The organism is Bacillus sp. FSL W8-0848, from assembly GCF_038007805.1.
Lineage (GTDB): Bacteria > Bacillota > Bacilli > Bacillales > Bacillaceae > Bacillus > Bacillus glycinifermentans.
On sequence record NZ_JBBOYB010000001.1, the window covers coordinates 2,872,501 to 2,895,055 of the forward strand.

The 22,555-nt window shown below is 44.0% G+C and carries 24 protein-coding genes, 1 tRNA gene, 1 rRNA gene and 1 riboswitch (1 of these 27 cut by a window edge); of the genes, 9 read left to right on the top strand and 17 right to left on the bottom strand.

Annotation, left to right across the window (positions count from 1 at the left end):
* Both NSQ39_RS15170 and NSQ39_RS15175 read right to left on the bottom strand, forming a co-directional pair.
* Positions 1 to 1,083 (bottom strand): 16S ribosomal RNA (locus NSQ39_RS15170); it reaches 467 nt to the left of the window's first position.
* Positions 1,084 to 1,643: 560 nt separating this feature from the next.
* Complete coding sequence (locus NSQ39_RS15175; protein WP_216899526.1) at positions 1,644 to 2,747, bottom strand: GntR family transcriptional regulator; 1,104 nt, start codon at positions 2,745 to 2,747, stop codon at positions 1,644 to 1,646.
* Positions 2,748 to 2,904: 157 nt separating this feature from the next.
* A riboswitch (TPP riboswitch) is annotated at positions 2,905 to 3,004 on the top strand.
* Positions 3,005 to 3,112: 108 nt separating this feature from the next.
* On the opposite strand from NSQ39_RS15175, the gene thiT reads away from it, so the two are divergent.
* The gene (gene thiT, locus NSQ39_RS15180) at positions 3,113 to 3,697 is read left to right on the top strand and encodes an energy-coupled thiamine transporter ThiT (RefSeq protein WP_175077073.1); all 585 of its coding nucleotides are present in this window, start codon (positions 3,113 to 3,115) and stop codon (positions 3,695 to 3,697) included.
* A gap of 15 nt (positions 3,698 to 3,712) precedes the next feature.
* On the opposite strand, the gene NSQ39_RS15185 is transcribed toward thiT, so the two are convergent.
* Together NSQ39_RS15185 and NSQ39_RS15190 are read right to left on the bottom strand one after the other, a co-directional pair.
* Positions 3,713 to 4,285, bottom strand: a complete 573-nt coding sequence (locus NSQ39_RS15185) for a class D sortase (RefSeq protein WP_046132346.1) — start codon at positions 4,283 to 4,285, stop codon at positions 3,713 to 3,715.
* A gap of 66 nt (positions 4,286 to 4,351) precedes the next feature.
* Positions 4,352 to 5,347, bottom strand: coding sequence for a processed acidic surface protein (locus NSQ39_RS15190; RefSeq protein ID WP_046132334.1), 996 nt, complete (start codon positions 5,345 to 5,347; stop codon positions 4,352 to 4,354).
* A 158-nt stretch (positions 5,348 to 5,505) separates the two neighbouring features.
* Between NSQ39_RS15190 and NSQ39_RS15195 the strand changes: the two genes are divergently transcribed.
* The 5 genes from NSQ39_RS15195 to NSQ39_RS15215 all read left to right on the top strand — a co-directional run bounded on the left by NSQ39_RS15195 (position 5,506) and on the right by NSQ39_RS15215 (position 8,534).
* Positions 5,506 to 5,694, top strand: coding sequence for a hypothetical protein (locus NSQ39_RS15195; RefSeq protein ID WP_046132335.1), 189 nt, complete (start codon positions 5,506 to 5,508; stop codon positions 5,692 to 5,694).
* 232 nt (positions 5,695 to 5,926) lie between these two features.
* The gene (locus tag NSQ39_RS15200) at positions 5,927 to 7,039 is read left to right on the top strand and encodes a response regulator aspartate phosphatase (protein ID WP_046132336.1); all 1,113 of its coding nucleotides are present in this window, start codon (positions 5,927 to 5,929) and stop codon (positions 7,037 to 7,039) included.
* On the top strand, positions 7,040 to 7,168 hold the full coding sequence (locus NSQ39_RS15205; RefSeq protein ID WP_269082056.1) for a hypothetical protein: 129 nt from the start codon (positions 7,040 to 7,042) through the stop codon (positions 7,166 to 7,168).
* 108 nt (positions 7,169 to 7,276) lie between these two features.
* Positions 7,277 to 7,924 carry a pyroglutamyl-peptidase I gene (gene pcp, locus NSQ39_RS15210; RefSeq protein ID WP_175077074.1) on the top strand — a complete coding sequence of 216 codons (648 nt, stop codon included), beginning with the start codon at positions 7,277 to 7,279 and terminating at the stop codon, positions 7,922 to 7,924.
* Positions 7,925 to 8,048: 124 nt separating this feature from the next.
* Entirely contained in the window at positions 8,049 to 8,534 is a 486-nt protein-coding gene (locus NSQ39_RS15215; RefSeq protein ID WP_236809849.1) for a DinB family protein, read from the top strand.
* A 52-nt stretch (positions 8,535 to 8,586) separates the two neighbouring features.
* Here the strand turns inward: NSQ39_RS15215 and NSQ39_RS15220 are convergent, their stop codons facing one another.
* From NSQ39_RS15220 to betB, 3 genes are all read right to left on the bottom strand, one after another.
* On the bottom strand, positions 8,587 to 9,168 hold the full coding sequence (locus NSQ39_RS15220) for an MOSC domain-containing protein (protein WP_046132339.1): 582 nt from the start codon (positions 9,166 to 9,168) through the stop codon (positions 8,587 to 8,589).
* Between the two features lie 114 nt (positions 9,169 to 9,282).
* Positions 9,283 to 10,491: an iron-containing alcohol dehydrogenase gene (locus NSQ39_RS15225; protein ID WP_046132340.1), complete on the bottom strand. Its 1,209-nt coding sequence runs from the start codon at positions 10,489 to 10,491 to the stop codon at positions 9,283 to 9,285.
* A gap of 17 nt (positions 10,492 to 10,508) precedes the next feature.
* The gene (gene betB / locus NSQ39_RS15230) at positions 10,509 to 11,981 is read right to left on the bottom strand and encodes a betaine-aldehyde dehydrogenase (RefSeq protein ID WP_175077076.1); all 1,473 of its coding nucleotides are present in this window, start codon (positions 11,979 to 11,981) and stop codon (positions 10,509 to 10,511) included.
* Positions 11,982 to 12,302: 321 nt separating this feature from the next.
* Between betB and cudC the strand changes: the two genes are divergently transcribed.
* The 3 genes from cudC (at position 12,303) to NSQ39_RS15245 (ending at position 15,498) form a co-directional block, all read left to right on the top strand.
* The gene (gene cudC / locus NSQ39_RS15235; RefSeq protein WP_046132342.1) at positions 12,303 to 12,857 is read left to right on the top strand and encodes a choline uptake/conversion transcriptional regulator CudC; all 555 of its coding nucleotides are present in this window, start codon (positions 12,303 to 12,305) and stop codon (positions 12,855 to 12,857) included.
* A 100-nt stretch (positions 12,858 to 12,957) separates the two neighbouring features.
* On the top strand, positions 12,958 to 14,178 hold the full coding sequence (hmpA, locus tag NSQ39_RS15240) for an NO-inducible flavohemoprotein (RefSeq protein WP_175077077.1): 1,221 nt from the start codon (positions 12,958 to 12,960) through the stop codon (positions 14,176 to 14,178).
* Between the two features lie 12 nt (positions 14,179 to 14,190).
* On the top strand, positions 14,191 to 15,498 hold the full coding sequence (locus NSQ39_RS15245; RefSeq protein WP_175077078.1) for a bifunctional DedA family/phosphatase PAP2 family protein: 1,308 nt from the start codon (positions 14,191 to 14,193) through the stop codon (positions 15,496 to 15,498).
* Positions 15,499 to 15,639: 141 nt separating this feature from the next.
* On the opposite strand, the gene NSQ39_RS15250 is transcribed toward NSQ39_RS15245, so the two are convergent.
* The 10 genes from NSQ39_RS15250 to NSQ39_RS15295 form a co-directional block, all read right to left on the bottom strand.
* On the bottom strand, positions 15,640 to 16,365 hold the full coding sequence (locus NSQ39_RS15250; RefSeq protein WP_175077079.1) for an NPP1 family protein: 726 nt from the start codon (positions 16,363 to 16,365) through the stop codon (positions 15,640 to 15,642).
* A gap of 1,031 nt (positions 16,366 to 17,396) precedes the next feature.
* Positions 17,397 to 17,469 (bottom strand) — tRNA-Ala (locus NSQ39_RS15255).
* A gap of 102 nt (positions 17,470 to 17,571) precedes the next feature.
* Positions 17,572 to 17,775 carry a hypothetical protein gene (locus NSQ39_RS15260; protein WP_006640628.1) on the bottom strand — a complete coding sequence of 68 codons (204 nt, stop codon included), beginning with the start codon at positions 17,773 to 17,775 and terminating at the stop codon, positions 17,572 to 17,574.
* Between the two features lie 180 nt (positions 17,776 to 17,955).
* Positions 17,956 to 18,927, bottom strand: coding sequence for an ADP-ribosylglycohydrolase family protein (locus NSQ39_RS15265; RefSeq protein ID WP_341015769.1), 972 nt, complete (start codon positions 18,925 to 18,927; stop codon positions 17,956 to 17,958).
* 377 nt (positions 18,928 to 19,304) lie between these two features.
* Positions 19,305 to 19,613, bottom strand: coding sequence for a hypothetical protein (locus tag NSQ39_RS15270; RefSeq protein ID WP_341015772.1), 309 nt, complete (start codon positions 19,611 to 19,613; stop codon positions 19,305 to 19,307).
* 219 nt (positions 19,614 to 19,832) lie between these two features.
* Positions 19,833 to 20,216, bottom strand: coding sequence for a ribonuclease toxin immunity protein CdiI (cdiI, locus tag NSQ39_RS15275; protein WP_341015776.1), 384 nt, complete (start codon positions 20,214 to 20,216; stop codon positions 19,833 to 19,835).
* Positions 20,217 to 20,236: 20 nt separating this feature from the next.
* Positions 20,237 to 20,968, bottom strand: a complete 732-nt coding sequence (locus tag NSQ39_RS15280; protein WP_341015779.1) for an EndoU domain-containing protein — start codon at positions 20,966 to 20,968, stop codon at positions 20,237 to 20,239.
* A 191-nt stretch (positions 20,969 to 21,159) separates the two neighbouring features.
* A complete protein-coding gene (locus NSQ39_RS15285) occupies positions 21,160 to 21,558 on the bottom strand; it encodes a hypothetical protein (protein WP_341015782.1) in 399 nt (132 codons plus the stop codon).
* Positions 21,559 to 21,583: 25 nt separating this feature from the next.
* Positions 21,584 to 21,871, bottom strand: a complete 288-nt coding sequence (locus NSQ39_RS15290) for a hypothetical protein (RefSeq protein WP_341015785.1) — start codon at positions 21,869 to 21,871, stop codon at positions 21,584 to 21,586.
* Positions 21,872 to 22,029: 158 nt separating this feature from the next.
* The gene (locus NSQ39_RS15295; RefSeq protein WP_341015787.1) at positions 22,030 to 22,293 is read right to left on the bottom strand and encodes a hypothetical protein; all 264 of its coding nucleotides are present in this window, start codon (positions 22,291 to 22,293) and stop codon (positions 22,030 to 22,032) included.
* Positions 22,294 to 22,555 lie beyond the last annotated feature (262 nt).

The following is a 22,555-nucleotide window of genomic DNA, read 5'->3' on the forward strand; positions in this document are numbered from 1 at the left end:
CACGAGCTGACGACAACCATGCACCACCTGTCACTCTGCCCCCGAAGGGGAAGCCCTATCTCTAGGGTTGTCAGAGGATGTCAAGACCTGGTAAGGTTCTTCGCGTTGCTTCGAATTAAACCACATGCTCCACCGCTTGTGCGGGCCCCCGTCAATTCCTTTGAGTTTCAGTCTTGCGACCGTACTCCCCAGGCGGAGTGCTTAATGCGTTTGCTGCAGCACTAAAGGGCGGAAACCCTCTAACACTTAGCACTCATCGTTTACGGCGTGGACTACCAGGGTATCTAATCCTGTTCGCTCCCCACGCTTTCGCGCCTCAGCGTCAGTTACAGACCAGAGAGTCGCCTTCGCCACTGGTGTTCCTCCACATCTCTACGCATTTCACCGCTACACGTGGAATTCCACTCTCCTCTTCTGCACTCAAGTTCCCCAGTTTCCAATGACCCTCCCCGGTTGAGCCGGGGGCTTTCACATCAGACTTAAAGAACCGCCTGCGCGCGCTTTACGCCCAATAATTCCGGACAACGCTTGCCACCTACGTATTACCGCGGCTGCTGGCACGTAGTTAGCCGTGGCTTTCTGGTTAGGTACCGTCAAGGTACCGCCCTGTTCGAACGGTACATGTTCTTCCCTAACAACAGAGTTTTACGATCCGAAAACCTTCATCACTCACGCGGCGTTGCTCCGTCAGACTTTCGTCCATTGCGGAAGATTCCCTACTGCTGCCTCCCGTAGGAGTCTGGGCCGTGTCTCAGTCCCAGTGTGGCCGATCACCCTCTCAGGTCGGCTACGCATCGTCGCCTTGGTGAGCCGTTACCCCACCAACTAGCTAATGCGCCGCGGGTCCATCTGTAAGTGGTAGCGAAAAGCCACCTTTTATGTTTGAACCATGCGGTTCAAACAAGCATCCGGTATTAGCCCCGGTTTCCCGGAGTTATCCCAGTCTTACAGGCAGGTTACCCACGTGTTACTCACCCGTCCGCCGCTGACCTAAGGGAGCAAGCTCCCGTCGGTCCGCTCGACTTGCATGTATTAGGCACGCCGCCAGCGTTCGTCCTGAGCCAGGATCAAACTCTCCATAAAATGGAACGCAGATTAAGTTCGTCACATCCTGTGACGACATCTGCATGACCTGCATCGTGCAGGCCTGTTTGAAAATGACTACGCACGTTTATGTGCGATTTATTTGAATTAACAGGTACGTTTTGTCTTGTTTAGTTTTCAAAGATCATTTTTGCTTCGGTTAGAAGCGACTTTATTAATATAACATTCTAGCAAGGTGAATGTCAACAACTTTTTAAAAAATATTGAATCAGCTGTTTTATAAAGCCGTCTTTTTAAGGACGAATACTAATATATCATCTATTTTCATTTAACACAATAGTTTTTTTAAAAAATAATAAAGTCATCAGCGTGAACACAATAACCATCGGGTCATACGCTTTACAACTCATGCTGCCGGATGAATCCCGCTCGCTGCCGTTGGCAGATGGTCCTTTTCTAATGTACCGCAGTTTTATATGACAGGCGCTTTTTTTCTTTATTATATCCGGCCGCGTTTCTTATTATTATCGTCACGCATTTAAAAAGATCACCATCGTAAAGATTCAAGACAGTGATCCAGCCTCTCATTTAGTATTATTTTAACCGTTCTTTAATTTTGCGGTCGATTGTCTGACGATCAATTCCGGCTTGTATACCTTAGAGTGTTCCAGCTGATCCATATTCCTTCCTTCCACTTTCGCGATCATCCATTTTGCCGCTTCGATTCCCATCTGCATCTTCGGATGGGTTACCGACGTCAGCTTAACCTCCGACGCCTGGCTTAAATGCGAATCATCATAGCCGACAATCGATATGTCCTCTGGTATTTTCAGCCCGAATTCCCTGATCACGTCAAGCACTAAAAGAGCGATCTGATCATTATAGCAGAAAATGGCGGTCGGTGGCTCTTGTGAAGACAGACGTTTTCTCACTTCAGTGATCGTCTTTTCCTCTTTGTTCTCCGTCTCATAGGTAACAACCATTTCCGGATAAAATGACAGACCGTTTTCCCTGAAGGCGCGGATAAATCCTTTCATCCTGTTGACGCCTTGCATATCGTCCTGTTTAAAAAGACCAAAGACCCTTTCATGGCCGAGCTTGATCAAATGGTCAGTCGCTATAAACCCGCCGTATTCATCATCCAAAATAAAGTGGGGTGGGTTCAGCTCCTGGTAAAACTGATTGATCATCAGGTACGGGATGTGGTGCTGCTCAAGCGTCAAGTAATAGTTTAAATTCGGATTAAAGCTTCCTGTTTTCGTCGGCTCAACGATCAATCCGTCAATGTCTTTATCAAGCATGTTTACAAGGCACTGCTTTTCTTTTTCAATGTCATTATTCGTGCTCGCTACGATCAGCGTGTACCCTTCACTCGACAGCGTCGATTCGATCCCTCTTATAATGTAGGGAAAAATATAATCGGACAAATAGGTCGTGATCACGCCGATCATTTTATGTCTTTCCCTGCCTTTTTCCGAAGGCCTGAGGCGTTGTGAACAGTATGTTCCCGACCCCTGCTCCCTATACAGGAGACCTTCGTGAACCAAGTCGCCGATCGCCTGGCGGACCGTATGTCTGCTGACATCGAAAATTTTCATCAATTCATTTTCCGAATGAATTTTTTCCCCGGGCTTAACTTTCCCTTCATATATCCACGATTTAATTTGGTTTTTGACCATGCTGTATTTTGTATGTTCACTCATCAGATCAACCCCATCTTGTACGTACGAATAATTTCTATTATAAAGGAAAAGCTTCAATTTTTGCTACTTATTGGAGAAATTAAGCAAAAAATTTTGAAAAATACGGCTTGTCGTTCGTTTCTTTTTTTAGTATAGTAGAAAATAACTAAATAATCTTGATGACCACAAGGGGAGCCTCAGGCTGAGAGTGAACAAACCGTTCTGACCCTTTGAACCTGTTAGTTAACGCTGGCGTAGGGATGTGGCAAAGTAAAACTTATTGCATCCAAAGCAGTGCGTGGAAACTATCCTATTCCTTCCCCGCATTGCTTTTTTATTGGGAAAGAAGTCCAGTACCCCTTTGTTCATCAAAAGTGAGGGTTACAATGAATCAATCAAAACAACTTGTCCGGCTTATTGAAATCGCCGTCATGACAGGCATCGCGATCGTATTGGACATAGCTTCAGGAATGTTTTTGAAAATGCCGCAAGGCGGCTCCATCGCCATCATGATGATCCCGATCTTTTTAATTTCTTTTCGATGGGGGCTGAAGGCCGGACTGATTACCGGATTTTTAGCAGGATTGCTGCAGTTTGTCACCGGGGGGCTTTATGCGGTTCACCCCGTACAGTTTCTCCTTGATTATTTTATCGCACCAACAGCTGCAGGAATCGGCGGTTTATTTGCCGGTCCGATCCGAAAAGCTGCCGCGGCGAAAGCAAAGGGAAAGCTGGTATCATATGTTACGGTTGCCGTCTTTTTCGGAAGTGGACTGAAATTTCTCGCCCACGTCATTAGCGGCGCCGTCTTTTTTGGAAATTACGCACCCAAAGGGACGCCGGTCTGGATTTATACATTAACGTATAATGCAACATATATGCTCCCGTCGTTCATCATTTGCGCAATCGTGCTGTGCCTGTTGCTGCTGACGGCTCCGAGGCTTTTGGAACGGAGCATTGATAAGAGATGAAAAAAAGCGGACACCTTATAGGTTCCGCTTTTTTTGCGTTTTTATTAATTCTGCAACCAATACGTACCGCTCCGGGGCAGAGCCTATAAAGTCGAACGGGTAGCAGGTCGAAACGGTTAATGTCGCCCTGGGTTTTGGAACGATAACGGTCCTGTCATCAGCATCGACGATCCTCACCTTTTTCACTTTATATGTAAAAGTTCCATATTCAGCTTCAACAATTAACCGGTCTCCTTTGCCGACTTCACCAAGCCTTCTGAAAACCGTGTCGCGGTGGCCGGACAGAACCGAGTTGTCATCTTCGCCCGGCAGCACGGAACCTGCAAAATGCCCCACTCCCTTTTGAAGCTCGTCTTCGTCTGTTCCGTGGTAAATCGGAAGCCGCGCCTTCATTTTCGGGATCACAAGGTCGCCGATTTTTTCACCGGTTTCAAACGTTCGTACTGTCTCGGCTTTTTGTTTTTTTCCGGTTTGAACAGACGGCTTTTCAGCCGGCTTCTTCTCAGCCGGCTGCTGAGCGGAAAGTGTGCGTCCTTGAAAAAGCTTAAACGCATTGGTAGCTGCAACATACAGCCCGGCCGTTATCATGGCGATCGCCAAAAGCCAAATCACCCTTTTTTTACGGGATGCTCTAATGTCAATTCACCTCTTTGTCTACGCCGCTTTGCGAAGCCTTCTGATCAAGAAAAATCCGCTGAGGATCAGCACGAAACCGAGGATCGACCATTCCGCATAATGCCCGGCCGTTTTTGGAAGTTTTGCCCCCCTTACCGTCTTTTTCACATGCTGCTTCTTTGTATCATGTTGAACGGCTGTTTGGGTTTGCTTCACTTTTGCTCCTGTTTCATGAAATAAATCTGATCCAATCATGTCAGGCGTCAGCAAAACGTCCAAAATGAAATTTCCTTCAAGATCGTAAACTTGTACAAGCAAGCTTGCCCCTTTCAGTTCATCTGCGCTGACAGGCGTCGTCAGTGATACTTCCTTTTTCTTGCCGTCTTTGACTAAATAATATTTCGTTTTCACCTCAAGGGTTTGCTGAAGATCGTGTAAAATAGACAGCATTTGAGCGATATCTTTCGCTTTCAGCTCCGTTACCGTCTCAAAATCGGCAACCGCTTCAAGTCGCTCCCCAATCGCCATCAACTCATCTTCAAGATTCGGATTTTTTTCACGGACGCTCCTAAGATGCTTTATTAGCCTTTCCCATTCCTGATCGTCTACGCCAAGCTCCTGAAACGGATTTTCGATTGCCGCGTCGCCTTCGTCAGTTGTCACGTTCCAAAGCGCATCATCCAGCTCATACTCAAACATGAAGGCATCGAGGATGCTTTGCCCTTCTTCCATATAACCATTATCAACGAGAAGTTTGACCGCTTCTTTTTCATTTAAGCCGTAATCTTTTAAATATGAAGCAAGCCGTTTTTCATCGAGCCTTTCTCCAAGAAAATCTCTTAATTCCTCCGCCGATTCAAATCCTTTCAAACTTTCATCATATGTATCTTGCAAATAGGCTTCCAATTCTTTTTCTGTCATCCCTATTTCTCCAAGATACTCGTTCAGCTCGGACTGTTTCGGTGCGGCGAAAGCTTCTGCGGACGGCACCAGAAACAGCGCGCATATCAAAAACGCCATCATCCTTTTCTTCATAAAATTGACCCCCTATTTATATGTTACCTTTTGATTATAATAGAAATTTTTTAAAATACATGCATTAAATTTAAAATCGTTTTCTCTATTTAAAAAAAGTCATAATCTTTGCTCTCGCTGAATGTAATATAGTAAAGCGAAATAGAGGAGGTATAAACGTGAATCCTTACTATATGATGCTCTTTTGCTACGTTCTGTCGATCATCCATTTCCTGATCGGTTACAGAGAAGCCCTGAAAATAAGCGGAGCTGACGGACTCGTCGACGGAACCGTTATGATCTCCTGTATTCCGTTGGGCGTTGTTTTTGCTTTCTTTTCGCATTTCTTCTGGAAAATGACCATTTAGACCGGGGAAACGATTCGAATGTCATTTGCTTCCCCGTTCCAAAAGGGCTCATCACCCGTAAAAATGGGGCAAAACGCTTAAATTTCGTATACAATTGCCGTTTTTCCGCTGCCAATCATCCTCAAAAAAGAAAAGCTCTCACTTTGGCGTTATTCACAGAGGACGGCAATTTATGCTATGATAAATAGAACTTCAATTTACAAAAAATTCACAAAAGATTGGAGGGAAGAGAATGGGCAAAGCCGTGGCTTCACAAGAAGTCGCCAACATGCTGAACGACTGGTACATACTGATGAAGAAACGAGACATTTCACGCTCAATCGAAATGAAAGATGACATAGATAAAGCAATTGAAGAGATGGAGGAAGACCAGGACGTCCTTGTTTATTATCAAATGCTTGATTTCCGCTTGCGGCTTCTACTTGAAGATATCAGCCAATCTGCTACCGAAAAGCTGGAAGCCATCGAGTTTCACGACAATGATCCGAAGAGCACGGATGATAAACTGAACTATTATTTTTATCTGTTTAAAGGGATTTATGAAGATTATAAGCAAAACCACACAGAAGCGCTCAATTTTTTCAGAATAGCGGAAAAAAGGCTCGGAGCGATTCAAAACGAAATCGAAAAAGCTGAATTCCATTATAAAATCGGAGTGCTGTACTACAATTTAAAAGCGACCTGGCTGTCGATCCACCATATCAATATCGCAGCCGGAATTTTTCAGGGCTATGAAGGGTATACCAAGCGGGTTATCAACTGCAAAATGCTGATAGGATTAAATTATATAGACCAATTTAAATTTTCCGAAAGCGAAGCCTTATTAAATGAAGCGATCGATAGAACGGAAAAAATCGGCGATCAATTTCTTCTACCTTACACCTACTATAATATGGGCTTTTTAAAAAGCAAGGAAGAAAAGCATGAGGAAGCGCTTAAATATTACAATAAAGCTTTTGCCATCAAGGATTTTGAATCAAAGGCCCAATATGCTTATCTCCTCTGTGTGTACGAAACCGTAAGATCGCTTTTGAAAACAAATTCACAGGACAAAGCTTTTCAATGGATCGATGTAGGTTTCAAAAAGTCCCGCGAAATGAACAGCAAAATATTCGAGTTGAAATTCAAAATTTTACATACATTATACACAAGCCCGCCGAATAAAATGGAAATGATCAAGGACTTTGTTCACCAGCTAGAAACTGAAAAAGCATGGGTTGATCTAGAGGAATTATTAATGGACGTGGCGAATTATTATAGGGAAAAGAAGCTATATGAAGAAGCCATATACTTCTACATTAAAACTGATAAGGCGAGCAAGCTTGCCGGAAGAGGAGGAGAATAAATGAAAAAGTTTTTATTAGCAGCCGCTGTTTTAGGGGCGGTACTGAGCTTTTCGTTGGCAAACCATCCATCCGAAGCGGTTTCAAAGAGCGACAATATCCTTCTGGCTTCCCGCGGAGCAGGCGGTTAAACATTTCCTTCAAAATCCCCATTCACTGCATAGCTGAATGGGGATTTTGCACCTTATAAAAAGTCTGGCTATTGCCTATACCATTCCAATTTTTCAGGAGCGATTCATATGAAAAAGAAAGTGCTGCTGACAGGTTTTGACCCTTTTGGCGGAGAATCCGTCAATCCAGCTTGGGAGGCGGTTAAGCGGCTTCATGGTGAAACGGCCGGTGACATTTCCATTGCAGCTGAAAAAATCCCGACCGTTTTCGGCAAATCGGCTGACGTTTTGGAGAAAGCGATCGAGAAACATCAGCCCGACATTATCATTTGTACGGGACAAGCCGGCGGGCGGCCGCATATCACACCCGAACGGGTAGCGATTAATATCGATGACGCCAGAATCGCCGATAATGAAGGCATGATGCCTATAGATGAAAACATTGCACAAGACGGCCCTGCCGCTTATTGGTCGACTCTCCCGATCAAACGCATCGTACAAAACTTGAGACACAACGGGATTCCCGCATCTGTCTCAAATTCAGCAGGCACTTTTGTCTGCAATCATTTATTTTACCGGCTAATGCACCATTTAGCCCTTTCATCATCAGGTGCGAGGGGCGGATTTATCCATATTCCCTATCTTCCTGAACAAACCATCGATAAAAAAGAACCGAGCCTTAGCCTTGACGTGATCGTCGAAGCGCTGCGCATCGCGGCATTAACGGCTGCCAACCATGAAACCGATATCCGCGAACAAGGCGGTTCACTCGACTGATTCGAGCTCCGGCGGATGAGTCGGATCGTACCGCTGCGTATTGGCAATCTCCCTGCGGTTATCCCCAAGAGATATTTTGGTTATTTTACCAGGTTTCACAATAATAATGACAATAGGAGGGGATATGATGAGCATTTTTAATGAGGCCAGAAAAGAAACATGGAGCGAAATACGGGAGTTGTCAGACGATGACATCAACAAAAGGCCTGAACAAGATGAATGGAGCATTCAGGAAGTCCTTGACCACCTAAAAAAACTCGATTTGCAGGCAGCCCGGTTATTCAGGGAACGAATCAGAAGCGCTCCTTTTCGAACGATTGAAGCCAAGCCGGTCCATGTGTCTGAAGACCGGTCTGTCAAACGAAAAGCTCCAGATTCTTTGGAGCCCGAGAGAAAAACGACGGATTTGCTGGCAATCAAAGCCGAACTGGACCATGCCCGCTCACAGCTTACAACGGTAATCGCCACGCTTCAGGAGGAGGATTTTGAAAGGGTGCTTCCTCATTCCGTCTTTAAAGAGCTTACGGTGAGACAATGGATCGATTTTATCGGCCATCATGAAAAAAGACATGTCAAACAAATTCAGGAGATCAAAAAGAAATTGTCGTGAAAAGACATTCGGGAGGCATGTTCATCAGGATTTCCATACCTCCCCTTCTTTCTTATGCGAACGATCTTGCGTCTTTTACGGCGTTCGGTGAGTACGACCATACGTCAACCTGATCGCCTTGTGCAATCACTCCCGGCCGTTCAACGACACAAACGATCCCCCTTCTGCCCATGGCATGGCGTACAAAACGGGAAGCGAGCTTCGGCTTGTCCGGAAACTGTTTTTGAATGACCTCGCCGGGCTGGATGCAGGGTTCATTTTCACCTTCGCACAAAAGCGCGGCACCGCTCGGAAAGATGAGTCTGCTTCCTTCCCTGACATGCGTCAATTGAGGCAACCCGCTTAATGCGATATTGGCTCCGAGCCATTCCGGAAGTACAGCAGGGATGTTTAGCCTTTCGGCAATCGCCAGGCATTCTTCGACAGAGACGATCGAAATCTGCCGTCTGTTAAAAATCTCCGTACCTTTTTTATACATCGGTTCCCTGGCGCCGGCCGTCTTTGTCAGGCCGAAATGCAGATCACCGGGAATTCCTCCATAGTCAATCGAAATTTCTTCTTTTTTCTCCGTCACAAATGACGGGGTATCGGCGATGTATACGTTCTCCGCCGTCGCTTTCCGTCTTTCCCACATTCAACCCATCTCCTTTTTTGAATATGAGAATTATTTTACAATGCTTCCTTTTTTTCTTCAAATCGTTTTAAAACCCGCTGTGCTTGGAAGCACACGCGGGTTTCCGGGATGGGCTTATACAGTTTTCGGCGTTTTATTAAAACAGCGTTTGTAAATCCAAATGTAGGCTTGTTCATTTAGGTCTCTCGGATTTCCGACCGTCTGCGGGTCTTTCATCGCCTCTTTTGCAAGGCGTTCGATCATCTCAGGTGATACGCCTTGTTCTTCAAGGCCCGGAATCTCTAAATCCTCTACAAGCTGATACATCCAATTGACGGAGGCTTTTGCCGCTTCTTCCGTCGTCATGCCGCTTGTATCAATGCCGAATGCTTTTGCGATGCGCGCAAATTTTTCAGGGTAGCCTTTCCAATTGTATTCCATCACAGGTCCCATCATAGCCGCCACGCATTGGCCGTGGGCAACCGGGATGATGCCGCCGAGCGTCTGGCTCATCGCGTGAGCCGCACCCGCTGATTCGCTGCCGTAGGAAAGGCCTGCAAGCATTGCCGCCTGAGCCATTCCGTATCTTGCTTCAAGATCTTCACCGTCCGCAAACGCCCTGCGGATATAATGTGCGGCATATTCAATCGCAAGCAGTGCGACAGCATCGGTAATCGGCTGCGCAAACTTCATCGTATAGCATTCGATCGCATGGGCCAAAGCGTCGACTCCCGTCATCGCCGTGACATGGGGAGGCATCGATACGTGCAGTTCAGGATCGATGATTGTCAAATGCGCCGCGATCAGCGGTCCTCCCGTATTGAATTTGAATTCGCGCTCTTCATCCGTAATAACTGCCCATTGCGTAACCTCTGAACCTGTACCTGCTGTCGTCGGAATCGTCGTTAGCGGAGGAATCCGGTTTTCAAGCGGTTTTTTTCCTTCTGCCGCTTCATAATCAAGCACCGTACCCTCGTGGGTCGCTTCAACTCCGATCGCTTTGGCCGTGTCCATTGAGCTTCCTCCGCCGACCGCCACAAGACCGTTGCAGTTTTCTTCAGCGTAAAGCTTTGAGCCTTCTGCTACAAGACGCACGGGCGGATTTGGTTCGACTTTATTGAAGACGACGACTTCAATGCCGGCTTCTTGCAATGATTCAACGACAGGTTTTGTAACACCGGCATTGTGAATGCCCGGGTCTGTGACAAGCAGCGCTTTCGTTACGCCAAGCTTTTTCACTTCTTCCCCGACATGCTTTACGGCTCCGATTCCGTGCTTAATAACGGTCGGAATTTCAAACGTATGGAATTTGTTCATGGCTTCTACTTTCATATTTAAAGTCATTCGCGATTCTCCTCCTCTTATGCTTTAAACCAATTGACAGCCGCCGGTTTTGTATTGCGGTAAACGTGCTTCACTTCCGTGTATTCATCAAGACCCATGCGGCCAAGCTCGCGGCCGATCCCTGACTGCTTGTATCCGCCCCACGGCGCCTGAGCAAAGTATGGATGGAAGTCATTGATCCACACCGTACCCATTCTCAGCTTGGAAGCGACGCGCTCCGCTTTTTCAATATCGTTTGTCCAAACCGCCCCGGCAAGGCCGTAGATCGTGTCATTTGCAAGCGCGGCAGCTTCTTCTTCGGTACGGAATGTTTCAACAGTCAAAACAGGCCCAAACACCTCTTCCTGCACGATTCTCATATCCGACCGGCACCCTGAGAAAATCGTCGGCAAGTAGAAGAAACCGTCCTGCAGCTCTTGATCTTCTGGACGCTTGCCTCCCGTTTCAAGCTTAGCGCCTTCCCTCAGACCGATTTCCACGTATTGTTCCACTTTGCTTCGGTGTTCAGCGGAAATGAGCGGACCGCTCTGCGTTTCTGGAGCGAATCCGTTGCCAAGCTTAATATTTTTCGTACGCTTAATAAGTTCTTCCAGGAATTCGTCGTGTAGCGATTCTTCCACGAGCAGCCGTGAACCGGCAGAGCAGACTTGGCCGGCGTGGAAAAACACGGCGTTTAGCGCCTGGTCAACCGCAGCATCGAAATCAGCGTCTTTAAACACAATATTCGGATTTTTTCCGCCGAGCTCAAGGGCGATTTTCTTGACATTCGTGCTTGCTGCCTGCATGATTTTCTTCCCTGTTTCAATTCCGCCCGTGAATGAGATCAGATCGACGTCCGTATTTCTGGCAAGCTCATCGCCTACCGTATCTCCCGGTCCGAGGACAAGGTTGGCAACGCCTTTTGGCACGCCAGCTTCTTCCATTAATTTAAATGCTTTAATCGTTGTCAGAGGCGTGATCTCGCTCGGCTTTACAACGATTGTATTGCCGGCCGCCAAAGCGGGAGCGATTTTCCAGCTGGCTTGCAAAAGCGGATAATTCCATGGCGTGATTTGTCCGCAGACTCCGACTGGCTCTCTGACGATTTCGCTTTTTGAATTCGGAATCGGCGAGGATATGATCTCTCCCCCATCCTTATCCGCAAGCCCCGCATAATATTGAAATACGTTTGCAATATCATCCATGTCGGCTTTGCTTTCTTCCAGCGTTTTGCCGGTATCGAGCGATTCAAGCTCCGCAAGCTCATCATGGTCCCGCCTTATGAGCTCCGCAATCTTCAATACAATATTGCCGCGCTCAAGACCGGTTGTATTTGACCATTCGCCTGCATCAAAGGCACGGCGCGCAGCGGCTATGGACTTAACAGCGTCTTCTCTGCCTCCTTCACTGACGGTTTCGATATGCTCCTGATTAAAGGGATTGATAATCTTGCGAGTGCCGCCTTTTTCAGCGCTCACCCATTTTCCGTCAATGAAAAGTGTTTGACTCATAAAAGCAACCTCCCGATCACGCAAAGTTTGTTAAATAAAAATTTAACGTTTTTAACACTTTGAATTTAACACGCGTATAAAACCGTGTCAAAGAAAAATCGGCCGGACGATTTGTTTGAATTTTATGTGATCTCAAGCCTCATGCGGACTGAGCCGTTTTCAAAAAAAATTTAATTTTGACTTTTTGATATCTTTCGTTAAGATAAAGAACATAAAGAAATTACTTAACAAATTTAACGCGGATTTCAGGACCGGTCCCGATTTTTATGGGGATTGGGTCTTTTTCATTGATGTTTCCGCTCCTTTGGAAGGAGGATAATGATGGACGAGCCACGTGATCTTTCGGCAAAAGAAGCGATCGCACAAGCGAAAGATTTAGTCATCGATTCGATTGCAGAAACGATGGATCTGTACGGCATCACCCGGAGTGCGGGCATTTTGTACGGAACGATGTACCTTTCAGATGAAATGACGCTGGACGAAATGCGGGAAGAGCTGCAGATGAGCAAGCCGAGCATGAGCACGAGCGTTAAAAAGCTCCAGGATTTAAACATTGTGAAAAAAACGTTTCACAGAGGAAGAAGAAAACACAGCTTTGTGGCTGAAAAAGATTTCTTTACATTTTTCACAAGCTTTTTTCCGCAAAAATGGGAGAGAGAAGTAAAGGTCAATCTGGCTGCCATTCAAGATGCCCAGCAGGCATTGCAGAATGTCGCAGAAGACAGCGGACTGGAACAAAGCGTAAAAGAAGAAGCGAAGGCGCTTTATGAGCAGCTCGAACAGTCAAAGACTTATTACGATTGGCTGATGAGACTCGCACAATCAGTGCAGTCCGGAGAGATATTCAAGTTCATTCCGATTGAAGACAAAAAATAAAAGGTTTTTAGCTGCCCTGTCAAAAGAGCGGCTAAAAACCTTTTTTTACGCATAATTCCGATTCTGAGCAAAAGACTAAAGGAAAGGAGGATGATCCCTTATGCTTGATAAAGAAACGATCCAGATCGTAAAGTCGACAGCCCCCATTCTGAAGGAGCACAGCCAAGAAATCGGCAAGCGGTTCTATGAACTGTTATTTTCAAAAGTCCCTGAACTGCATAATATGTTCAACCAGACCAATCAAAAACGCGGAATACAGCAGGAAGCTTTGGCTTATGCGGTATATGCCGCCGGTGAAAACATCGATCATCTGGAGGCTTTAGAGCCCGTCATTAAAAGAATTACCGAAAAGCATCGGGCAATCGGCGTAAAGCCTGAACAATATCCAATCGTCGGCGAGACGCTGCTCGCAGCGGTGAAAGATGTATTAGGCGATGCTGCAACCGAAGAAGTGCTTGAAGCCTGGAAAAAAGCTTACGGCGAAATTGCAAAAGCCTTTATCAATATTGAACAAAAGCTTTATCAAGAAACCGAGCAGCTACCCGGAGGATGGGAAGGCTACCGGAAATTTCGCGTGGATCAAAAGGTGAAAGAGAGCAGTCTGATTACATCGTTTTACTTAAAGCCTGAGGATGGTAAGCCGATCGCTTCATATGAGGCTGGACAGTATTTGACGATAAAAGCGGAAATCGAAGGCGAGGCGTATACGCACATCAGGCATTACAGCCTTTCCGACGCCCCTGGCAAAGAGTATTACAGAATCTCCGTCAAGCGCGAAGATGCGCATGGTGATGCACCGGCAGGCATCGTCTCAACGTACTTGCATCAGCAGGTGCAAACAGGCGATATTCTTACATTTTCCGCTCCGGCAGGCGATTTCGTGATCAGCAGCACCGATTTGCCGCTTGTATTGATCAGCGGCGGCGTCGGCATTACGCCGCTGTTAAGCATGTTAAACACGACTGCTGAACAACAGCCCAACAGACAAGTGACATTTATTCACTCAGCAAAGAACAGCGAATTTCACGCCTTTAAAAAACATGTGGCCGATTTGGCTGAAAAGAACGAAAATATCCGGTCTTTTGTATGCTATGAAGCGCCTTCTTCAGAAGATCGTTCCTTGCAAAACTTTGATAAGGAGGGCTTTATCGACTTAGAGTGGCTGCAATCCATCCTCCCGGGAAGGGATGCGGATTTTTACTTTTGCGGCCCGATTCCCTTTATGAAAGCCGTCAACGGGGCGCTGAAAGAATGGGGTGTGCCGAAAAACAACATCCATTATGAAGTGTTTAACCCGGTTGCGATTTTAGAAGAAGAATAAGGGGACATCGATTTGCAGTTTCTCACAGGATTGATTGGGAAATACGGATATGCTGTATTATTTTTCTCCCTTATGGCAGAGCTCCTCGGCCTTCCATTGCCGGGAGACTTTCTCCTCGGATATGCAGGCGTGCTGGTCTATGAGGACAAGCTGAATTGGATCCTGAGCATCCTTCTGTCAGGTGCCGGCAGCTGTTTAGGGATGACGCTTTCATATTGGACAGGATATAAACTGGGTACCCCTTTTTTACACAAATACGGCCGCCGCATTCATTTCGGTCCCGAACAGCTCGAAAAAACGTCCCGCTGGTTTGAAACGTACGGAAACAAACTGTTGCTGTTTGCCTATTTCATCCCGGGCGTCCGCCATATTACCGGCTATTTTTCAGGCATTACGCAAATCCCTTTTCGTACATATATGCTATTTTCCTATTGCGGCGCTTTTCTTTGGACAGGGACGTTTATTTTTCTTGGGAACATACTGGGGCCGAAATGGGATCAGTTCCATGCATCCATCAAGAAATACCTTTTGATCGGAGGCGTGATCGCCGTTCTCATTCTGATCGCACTGTACTTTCTAAGGGCTTACAAAGCACAGATGAAAAAATGGATCATCAAAGGAATCGGCAAAGGAGCTCTCCGCTTTCACTCCCTCCGCAGATTAAGGCTGCTGATCGCCTGCATTGCCATTCTGTTTCTCGGTTTTGCCCTGTTTATGACGAACTTGACAGAAGGCTATTTAAACAACGAATTGCAGCAATTCGATCATGTTGTGATGACGTTGGTTCCGTTACTATTTAACGAACGCTGGGCGTATTGGATGGCATGTTTCGGCTTTTTGGCATCTGTATATGTACTGATCCCCCTGATCGTTTTAACCCTTTTATGGATTGTGTGGAAAGGAAAGGATCGGAGGATTGAAGTGTTTTTCTTATTCTTCACGGCAGGCGGCGGAGAAATCTACGAGGAGGGAATCAGGCGCATCTTTCAGCATCTTCACCCGGTACACCCTCCGTTATCAAAGCATGTCCTGTACCCATTTCCGAGCGAGCAAACATTAACGGCTTTTGTGTTGTTTGGTTTTTCAGCTTACCTTCTGGTCCGGCACTCCAAAAAAGCGCAGCTGCATACACTCGCCTTTCTGTGCTTTGCCATCATTTTAGTTCTGATCGGCTTAAGCCGTATTTATTTGCGGCAGCAGCTCCCAAGCGACGTCATCGCCGGCTATGCGTTCGGCGGCGTCTGGTTAAGCCTGAATGTCCTCGTTATGGAGCTTTTTCGGTTTTCGCGGAGGTTTGGGAGGTTGAAACGCGTGCGGTGATCGCAGGCGGAAATAACGGATACGGCTCGGATTTATAGTATTATCTTGATCCGGTTTAATTACAGGCTTAAGCAAATGCTAAAAACAACTTTAAAAAAAGTAAGAGTACAGCCGAAACTGTACTCTTCTAAAGATATTTTTTTATTTAAACCAAGCTTTATTTAGATTATTCACAAAATTATCCTGATTAAAAGGAACATTTGCCGCACCAAATTTTGTCGTATTTAATGCGTCTCTCGCAGCAGGGGTTAAATCTTCCCATCCGATTAACGGCTGCATCCCGCCTTTTGCGCTATCAACAAACAAGCTGTGGTTTAATGGCGCTTGAGGTGCATCATATCTAATTTTAGGATGATCACCTTCCATGATCACACTATTTGGAGTTGGGGTTACCTTTTCAAATTTTCCGTGCCCTGAATATGCAATTGACAGAACTTTCGGATTTTGATTCGCAGGGTTGTCAATCCAAACGACAATGGCTTCCCAATCGTGTCTATGGCCTAACCCAGGAAGCGGGGAATCTTTAGGAAAATACCAAGCATACATAATGGCCCATACCCCATTATGCCACGCAGAACGGGAATATACTTGTCCGGTGCTTTTGCTGCAATGTCCTTCAGGCGCACCGGTCGGCTCCAGTCCTCCGCTTGTGTTCCCCTGTGCATCTACTGCAGGAAATGGCACACATCCGTGAGCAACCTTCAAATACGGCTGAAAACGTTTAGCCGCTTTTTGGGTAACAGTTGTAGGCGTTACTTCCTTAAAGCCAACAATTTCATCATGATTTTTAACTGCAGCGTCAGCTGTCGGCACAAAAATGACAGAAGCAAAAAACGCCAAACATATTAAACATATCAATTTTTTCACTTTTTCAGCTTCCTCTCAATATTTTTTTACGGAATTTTCTTGAAATATCGTTTATAATAAAGAAATACACATTGAACGTTTGCGAAAAAACAGTTATGGATTGGTTATTATGGCACCATCATTGTTCTTTTCGTAAGCGTTTTTTCATTGCCTCCTTCATATTAATTTGTCATGCAGGATCAGATAAACACCCTTGTTTTTCTCTTCTTTCCCCTCCTTTCTTTGAGCTTAGTATACAAATTTTTCAGCAGGTAACAATGATCCAAAACGATTATCTTCAGATCAATCTAAACTACCAAAATGAGAGGCGCGATCGGCTTCCTTACGATATGATAGATCAATGATAACAGGACTTTTTTGATGATGTTTTTGACTGGTTTTGTCGTACAGCTTGCTTCATATAAAGAAAAGAAACAGAATTAGATTGGAGGATAAGAACGAAAAGGAGGTCATATGATGGATGAAGATAGACTCTAGAATTATAGAAAAGGCCGCTTATTTTCTATCCCTCGTATTTGTGCTGGTTTGGGCAGCGACACCTGAATCCGTTCAAGTCATATTTAAATTTGCATCTTATATCATGCTTAGTCTCGGATTCTTCATGTCCGGATATTTAGATAGAAAAGAGAAAAACCCTATATTGCTTGGGTTGTAATTACTGTCAATATTTTTTAGAAAAACACCGGCATTACCGGTGTTTTTTTGCGGTTCTTTTGATTTTCTAATGACCTCATTAGCGGAAAAGGAAAGCCGTATTATTATGCCATACCAATCAACAAGAAAGCGGTCGAAGTTTAAACTAAAGGAAGGTTACATGATCTTCCGTACACTATCGTAGCATTATCTTATAGAAGCAGGGGAAAACTTAAAAGTGAAACCGTCGGGTATTTTGATCAATTTAAATCCTAAGTACATTGGTATCGACCATTGAAAAAAGGGTTTGCCAACAATTCGCCAACAACTCAGTAATCTGGCCGATTTTAAGAAAAACAATAAAAAAGGAACCCTTGATAAATCAAGGGTTCCCGAGATGGAGCATAGCGGGCTCGAACCGCTGACCTCTACACTGCCAGTGTAGCGCTCTCCCAGCTGAGCTAATGCCCCGTTTATTTGAGACATGATTTATTATAGAGGGTATTTTGAATAAAAGCAAGTGCTTTTTTGACTCAGCCGGGGAAAAGATGTTCTCGAAAGATCATCCGGACATTATTTGCTGATGATATGATTGACACCCGCGATCACAATATCTCTCATGATTTCTGTATAATCATTGTAATCATCGTTTTGGCTGATGAGAATGTCAAACACGTCCTTCATCTTGCCGTCTATCATAAGAGTCAATCCTTCGACTTCCTGTCCCGTTTCTCCATTTTCGAATGTTTCTCTCAGAATCGTTATTTTATCAGCCATGCTGCCGCATCTCCTTCATGTTTGTCATGGGTGGTTGCCGATGACAATATTTTCATCGCTTTCTCTATCATACCATTGATGGTGTTTTCATGTCTTCTTTCTTTTTTTCTGCATCGCAACCAAAAGAAAACGCTGACCACGGGTCTGGCGTTTTCCTTAGTTGTATAGGTGAACCGCTCTTCATTTTTTCACACAAAATTGAAGAAACCTTTCACATAAATCAAAAATGTCCTCTTTTCGAGCCAAGGCGTTGATCCACTCTTCCGGAATGCCGTCCATACAATGATGCATGCCTGCCATCGTTCCTGTTAAAAATGAGATTGTGTCTGTGTCCTTGCCCAAGTTGACAGCTGAGAGTACGGCCTCCGCATAATCATCATGGTTGAGAAAACACCACAGAGCCGCTTCCAAAGAATGAACGACATAGCCGTCAGAAAAGATGTCTTTTTTCTGAAGATCCGGCAGCTCGCGGCTGATGATTCTTTCATAAGCCTCATATTCATCTTCGTATTCCGTTCCCGCCAAATGCCTTACACACAGATCCACTGCTTTCCGATATGCATCGGAAGGTGTATCATCGTAAAATAATCTGATCAAAAACTCTATATAAAAAATGCATCCGAGCGTTGAACGAGGATGGCGGTGCGTTATCAGCGCCCAGCGCTCGACCTCAGTTTTCCTCTTTGAAAAATCAGGCTCGCTGCATAACGTAAAAGCCAACGGGGCGATTCGCATCAATGCTCCGTTTCCGTTGTCAAACTCGGTCTTTCCGCCGCATTCATCGATTGAAGCGCCCCGCTGAAAACGCTCAATCGCCTCATCGGCCGCTCTCCCGATATCAAACATGCGGCCATAAGGCGTCCAATACCCTTCACGATAGGCCAAGAACTTTTTCATCAATCCGATTTCAGCTTGTCCCTCAATCAAATTCTCCATCAAACACAGCGTTAGCGAAGTATCATCAGACCAGGTTCCAGGCGACTGGTTGTAAGTCCCGTAGCCGGTCATTTCTTGTATATTACACAGACTCCTGGCTTTAAATTCGACCGGAACTCCCAACGCGTCGCCGATGATTCCGCCGAGGATGGTTGGGAGGATTTTTTGTTTTGGAGAAAGACGTATACTTTCATCAACCAATTTATTTCTTTTCATATAAAATTCCCACTTTTTAATTATTCCACTATATTTTCCCTTCATAAGGAATCCTTTTGTTTTCCATTTCTTAATTCTATTGCTCTTCTCCGGAACCCCTTTTTATTATTGTAAATCTATCAACACAATTTTCCGAAAGAGGTTTATTTCCATCATGTATTTTTGTCTGAATTTACTTTAATTCCTGCCTCCATAGCAGCTACTACTCTCGTATTATCTTTTGTTGTATTTTCCATCACTCATTTAACAACATCAATAGGTTCACCTTTCCATCCATTCACTTTCATACTTTCAATAATTTCTTCAGCACCGATACCAGTGTAATAGCTTTGCTTAACTGATCGACACTATGTATACGTCTGCCATTTTTCCAAGTCTCAATCCGCCGAATCGACTTCTGTATCTTCGCCTTCGAAGTTATGAGCATCGTTAACACGCCCATAGAAATCGGAGCCTTTCCAAGCAATGGTGCCGGCGCCTGCTTCCGTTTCGCGGACGATGTCGCTCAAGACGTCTGCGCTTTTTGCGAATTGTTTTTTGATGGCGTCGTTAAGCTTAGTTACTTTATCCTCTTTAAGCGATTTGACCGTTTGCTTCGTTTTGCTGAGGGATGTATACTGCAGGTAATTATGTGAGTCGCTACCGTCTTTAAGATACAAAAAAACGAATGGAAACCAACTTTCCATTCGTTTTTGAATTATGCTGCCAGACTATTTACCAAATTCAATCAGTCGGTGTTTCATCTGATGTTATAAAAATGAAGTGTATTAATTTTATTTGAAACAATTTTATCAAAGATAAAGTCATTTGAATGATCATCAGTAGACAGCAATCTACTCTCTAACCTATTCAATCTCTCCCCTTATAACGAATAATCTTAAAGAAATATATTACGTCGTAGCTCATTACGATATTTTAAAGTGTTGTTTGATTAACGTCAAACAAGATTCCACATGATCTTTATCATTTGGATTACGGGTTAAATAATTCTCACTTGCTTCAGTTAAATATTTAAAAAACGTCTCATAGTCCACAATAGCATTTTCTTCAATTTCAGCCATTGGAGGCTGCAAACTAAAATTAACACCGCTTTCACCAAAATATCCTTCTTCTCCAGGCTGATACTCTTGAGAAAAAGTGCAACTCACTGGATCAATACCAAACCCCTCTCCATTTTTAAAGTGATTGATAGCTTGTACAAACTTACCGTCACCAATTATTTTATAGTACAATCTCATAAGTTCTACCTTTTCAGAAAAGCTTTCAATTATAAAAACCTCATCTTCCATTTAAACCTCTCCTAACAATATTAATTAAGTACTGGGAAAAAGTTTGTAATCTCACCAGTAACCTTATCTTTAAAACCCATAAATTTTAGTTTTTTCCCATTTATATTAGCATAACCTTCTACCATATCACTTGGAGACCTAGTTGAACCAATAATTATCCTGTTACTACTAACCCCTTCTTCCATTGCTTCCCTTCCCAACTTCAATATCTGTTCATCAGAAAATATTCTTGGATCGAATACAGTTTTTGGGTTCTTATACTCTTTCCACTGACCAGTGAAATTGCCTTTTCCACCGTTAGCTGTGCTCATTCCGTCATAAACAGGGAGTTTATATTTAATCTCATAAATCCCCTGAATATCTGGATGTGGCGTTTTTGTCACTGCTTGGTTAATATCCTTAACCTGATCACCAAAATTATCTAAAATATACTTTTCAAAATTTGCAAGGTTATGACCACCCTTTATTCCTATAGTCGGTTTGGCTTTAAATCCTTCTACTGTTATTAAATGTGTATCGTAACCTGATTTAAAATTGACCTTAACATTGGGCATCACCTTAGCGCCCAACTCACTACTATCTTTCCCAACACCCTTCCCAGTCTCAATCCCCTTCTCAATCCGCTGAATCGACTCCTGTATCTTCGCCTTCGAAGCTTTATGAGCATCATTAACATGCCCGTAAAAATCAGTGCCTTTCCGTGCAAGGGTGCCTCCGGCTCCTGCTTCCGATCCCCGGGCGATGTCGCTCAAGGCGTCTGTGCTTTTTGCGAATTGTTTTTTGATGGCGTAGCCTGCGTCGTTGAGTTTGTCCTGGGCTTTCAGTCATTAGACCCGATCAGGAATAAAAAAACGCATAGATTTGATTTTTCTATGCGTTATAACAATACTATAGTACTTGTGTTTTATTGTGATTTTAATTTATTCATTTTTATTCAATCATATTAAAGAATTGCTTTAAAAGGAGTATGTCCTGTTTCCGCATTTCTTAACAATGTCGGTTTTCTAAATCTTAAGCTACACTCCAGTTTGAAAATTGCAACGTCTTCTTTCATTTCAACAAAAGATACGTTAATCCATATGGGCACAAATGGAGACTGACTACCCAGTAAATTCACAACTTCATCAATTTCCAAAAATCTATTGCCTATATTTTTTTCACTTAACGCCCATAAGCGCATTCTTTGATCACGGCCATCAAGCACTTTTCCAGGCTCTTCTATAGGTATTATTAAAAATTTACTATGTACATAGTTTAATTGTTTAAGTTGTTCTAATTCCTTTAAAGTTTTTAATAAATTCTCTTTAAATATTTCTTTATTCATTTGAGTTATATTTTCCATTTTCATCCACCTTCCTTTACCGAGTTCATTTTATTTTTTGATTAAATATTATTTTATCGTCAACAATATAATCTGATATATTACTCTCAAACTCATGAATCTCTAGCCAAGCATTTTTTACATTTAACCCCGTTTGATTAAAGGCATCAGGAAACTTTTTTGCTTGTTCTGCATTAGGTCGGTAGTGACCTGATTCATCACTTATTCTTCTAATCTGACCTTGGCCATTTATTTTCAATTTCCCCGCAGCTTGCACATCTTTACCATTTGCCAAAAAAGAATGGCCACGACCGATATGCAGGTTTCCTTCCATATCAATAACAAAATCAACTTCATTGATCCCATTAATATTTTTGATTCTACCATTCTCGACCGCAAAGTTAAATCTTTTACCAAGCTGTTGATCTTCTGGAAAATGGTTTTTTATAGCTTGTATTGGTTTAGTGCCAATTGCTCTCTTACCGGTATTGTTTATATTTTGCCCAACACCCTTCCCACTTCAATCCCCTTCTCAATCCGCTGAATCGACTCCTGTATCTTCGCCTTCGAAGCTTGATGAGCATCATTAACATGCCCGTAAAAATCAGTGCCTTTCCGTGCAAGGGTGCCTCCGGCTCCTACTTCCGATCCCCGGGCGATGTCGCTCAAGGCGTCTGCGCTTTTTGCGAATTGTTTTTTGATGGCGTAGCCTGCGTCGTTGAGTTTGTCCTGGGCTTTCAGGCTGTTGACCCTCATGCGGTTTGACCAGGTGCTATATTCATCTTAAAATGGATTTGGTCACTTTCTTATTTTGTTTCATGATGGGATGCTGCTGACCTACAGCAACTTTTCAAAATAAATCCGGCAGGGATTTGCATACAAAAACGTATGGAGCCTAACCTCTCCATACGTTTTTGATTTAAACCATATACAAGTCATTATAACGGACATTCTATTTGCTTTTTTGTACTCCTCATGTTGAATCTTAATTCACCGAAATAGATTATATTAAAATATT

Excerpts from the sequence above, each read along its gene's own strand:
- NSQ39_RS15175 (WP_216899526.1), bottom strand. The coding sequence starts at position 2,747 with ATGAGTGAACATACAAAATACAGCATGGTCAAAAACCAAATTAAATCG.
- thiT (WP_175077073.1), top strand. The coding sequence starts at position 3,113 with ATGAATCAATCAAAACAACTTGTCCGGCTTATTGAAATCGCCGTCATG.
- NSQ39_RS15185 (WP_046132346.1), bottom strand. The coding sequence starts at position 4,285 with ATGATAACGGCCGGGCTGTATGTTGCAGCTACCAATGCGTTTAAGCTT.
- NSQ39_RS15190 (WP_046132334.1), bottom strand. The coding sequence starts at position 5,347 with ATGAAGAAAAGGATGATGGCGTTTTTGATATGCGCGCTGTTTCTGGTG.
- NSQ39_RS15200 (WP_046132336.1), top strand. The coding sequence starts at position 5,927 with ATGGGCAAAGCCGTGGCTTCACAAGAAGTCGCCAACATGCTGAACGAC.
- NSQ39_RS15205 (WP_269082056.1), top strand. The coding sequence starts at position 7,040 with ATGAAAAAGTTTTTATTAGCAGCCGCTGTTTTAGGGGCGGTACTGAGC.
- pcp (WP_175077074.1), top strand. The coding sequence starts at position 7,277 with ATGAAAAAGAAAGTGCTGCTGACAGGTTTTGACCCTTTTGGCGGAGAA.
- NSQ39_RS15215 (WP_236809849.1), top strand. The coding sequence starts at position 8,049 with ATGATGAGCATTTTTAATGAGGCCAGAAAAGAAACATGGAGCGAAATA.
- NSQ39_RS15220 (WP_046132339.1), bottom strand. The coding sequence starts at position 9,168 with ATGTGGGAAAGACGGAAAGCGACGGCGGAGAACGTATACATCGCCGAT.
- NSQ39_RS15225 (WP_046132340.1), bottom strand. The coding sequence starts at position 10,491 with ATGACTTTAAATATGAAAGTAGAAGCCATGAACAAATTCCATACGTTT.
- betB (WP_175077076.1), bottom strand. The coding sequence starts at position 11,981 with ATGAGTCAAACACTTTTCATTGACGGAAAATGGGTGAGCGCTGAAAAA.
- cudC (WP_046132342.1), top strand. The coding sequence starts at position 12,303 with ATGGACGAGCCACGTGATCTTTCGGCAAAAGAAGCGATCGCACAAGCG.
- hmpA (WP_175077077.1), top strand. The coding sequence starts at position 12,958 with ATGCTTGATAAAGAAACGATCCAGATCGTAAAGTCGACAGCCCCCATT.
- NSQ39_RS15260 (WP_006640628.1), bottom strand. The coding sequence starts at position 17,775 with ATGGCTGATAAAATAACGATTCTGAGAGAAACATTCGAAAATGGAGAA.
- NSQ39_RS15265 (WP_341015769.1), bottom strand. The coding sequence starts at position 18,927 with ATGAAAAGAAATAAATTGGTTGATGAAAGTATACGTCTTTCTCCAAAA.
- NSQ39_RS15270 (WP_341015772.1), bottom strand. The coding sequence starts at position 19,613 with ATGGAAAGTTGGTTTCCATTCGTTTTTTTGTATCTTAAAGACGGTAGC.
- cdiI (WP_341015776.1), bottom strand. The coding sequence starts at position 20,216 with ATGGAAGATGAGGTTTTTATAATTGAAAGCTTTTCTGAAAAGGTAGAA.
- NSQ39_RS15285 (WP_341015782.1), bottom strand. The coding sequence starts at position 21,558 with ATGGAAAATATAACTCAAATGAATAAAGAAATATTTAAAGAGAATTTA.
- NSQ39_RS15290 (WP_341015785.1), bottom strand. The coding sequence starts at position 21,871 with ATGGAAGGAAACCTGCATATCGGTCGTGGCCATTCTTTTTTGGCAAAT.
- NSQ39_RS15295 (WP_341015787.1), bottom strand. The coding sequence starts at position 22,293 with ATGAGGGTCAACAGCCTGAAAGCCCAGGACAAACTCAACGACGCAGGC.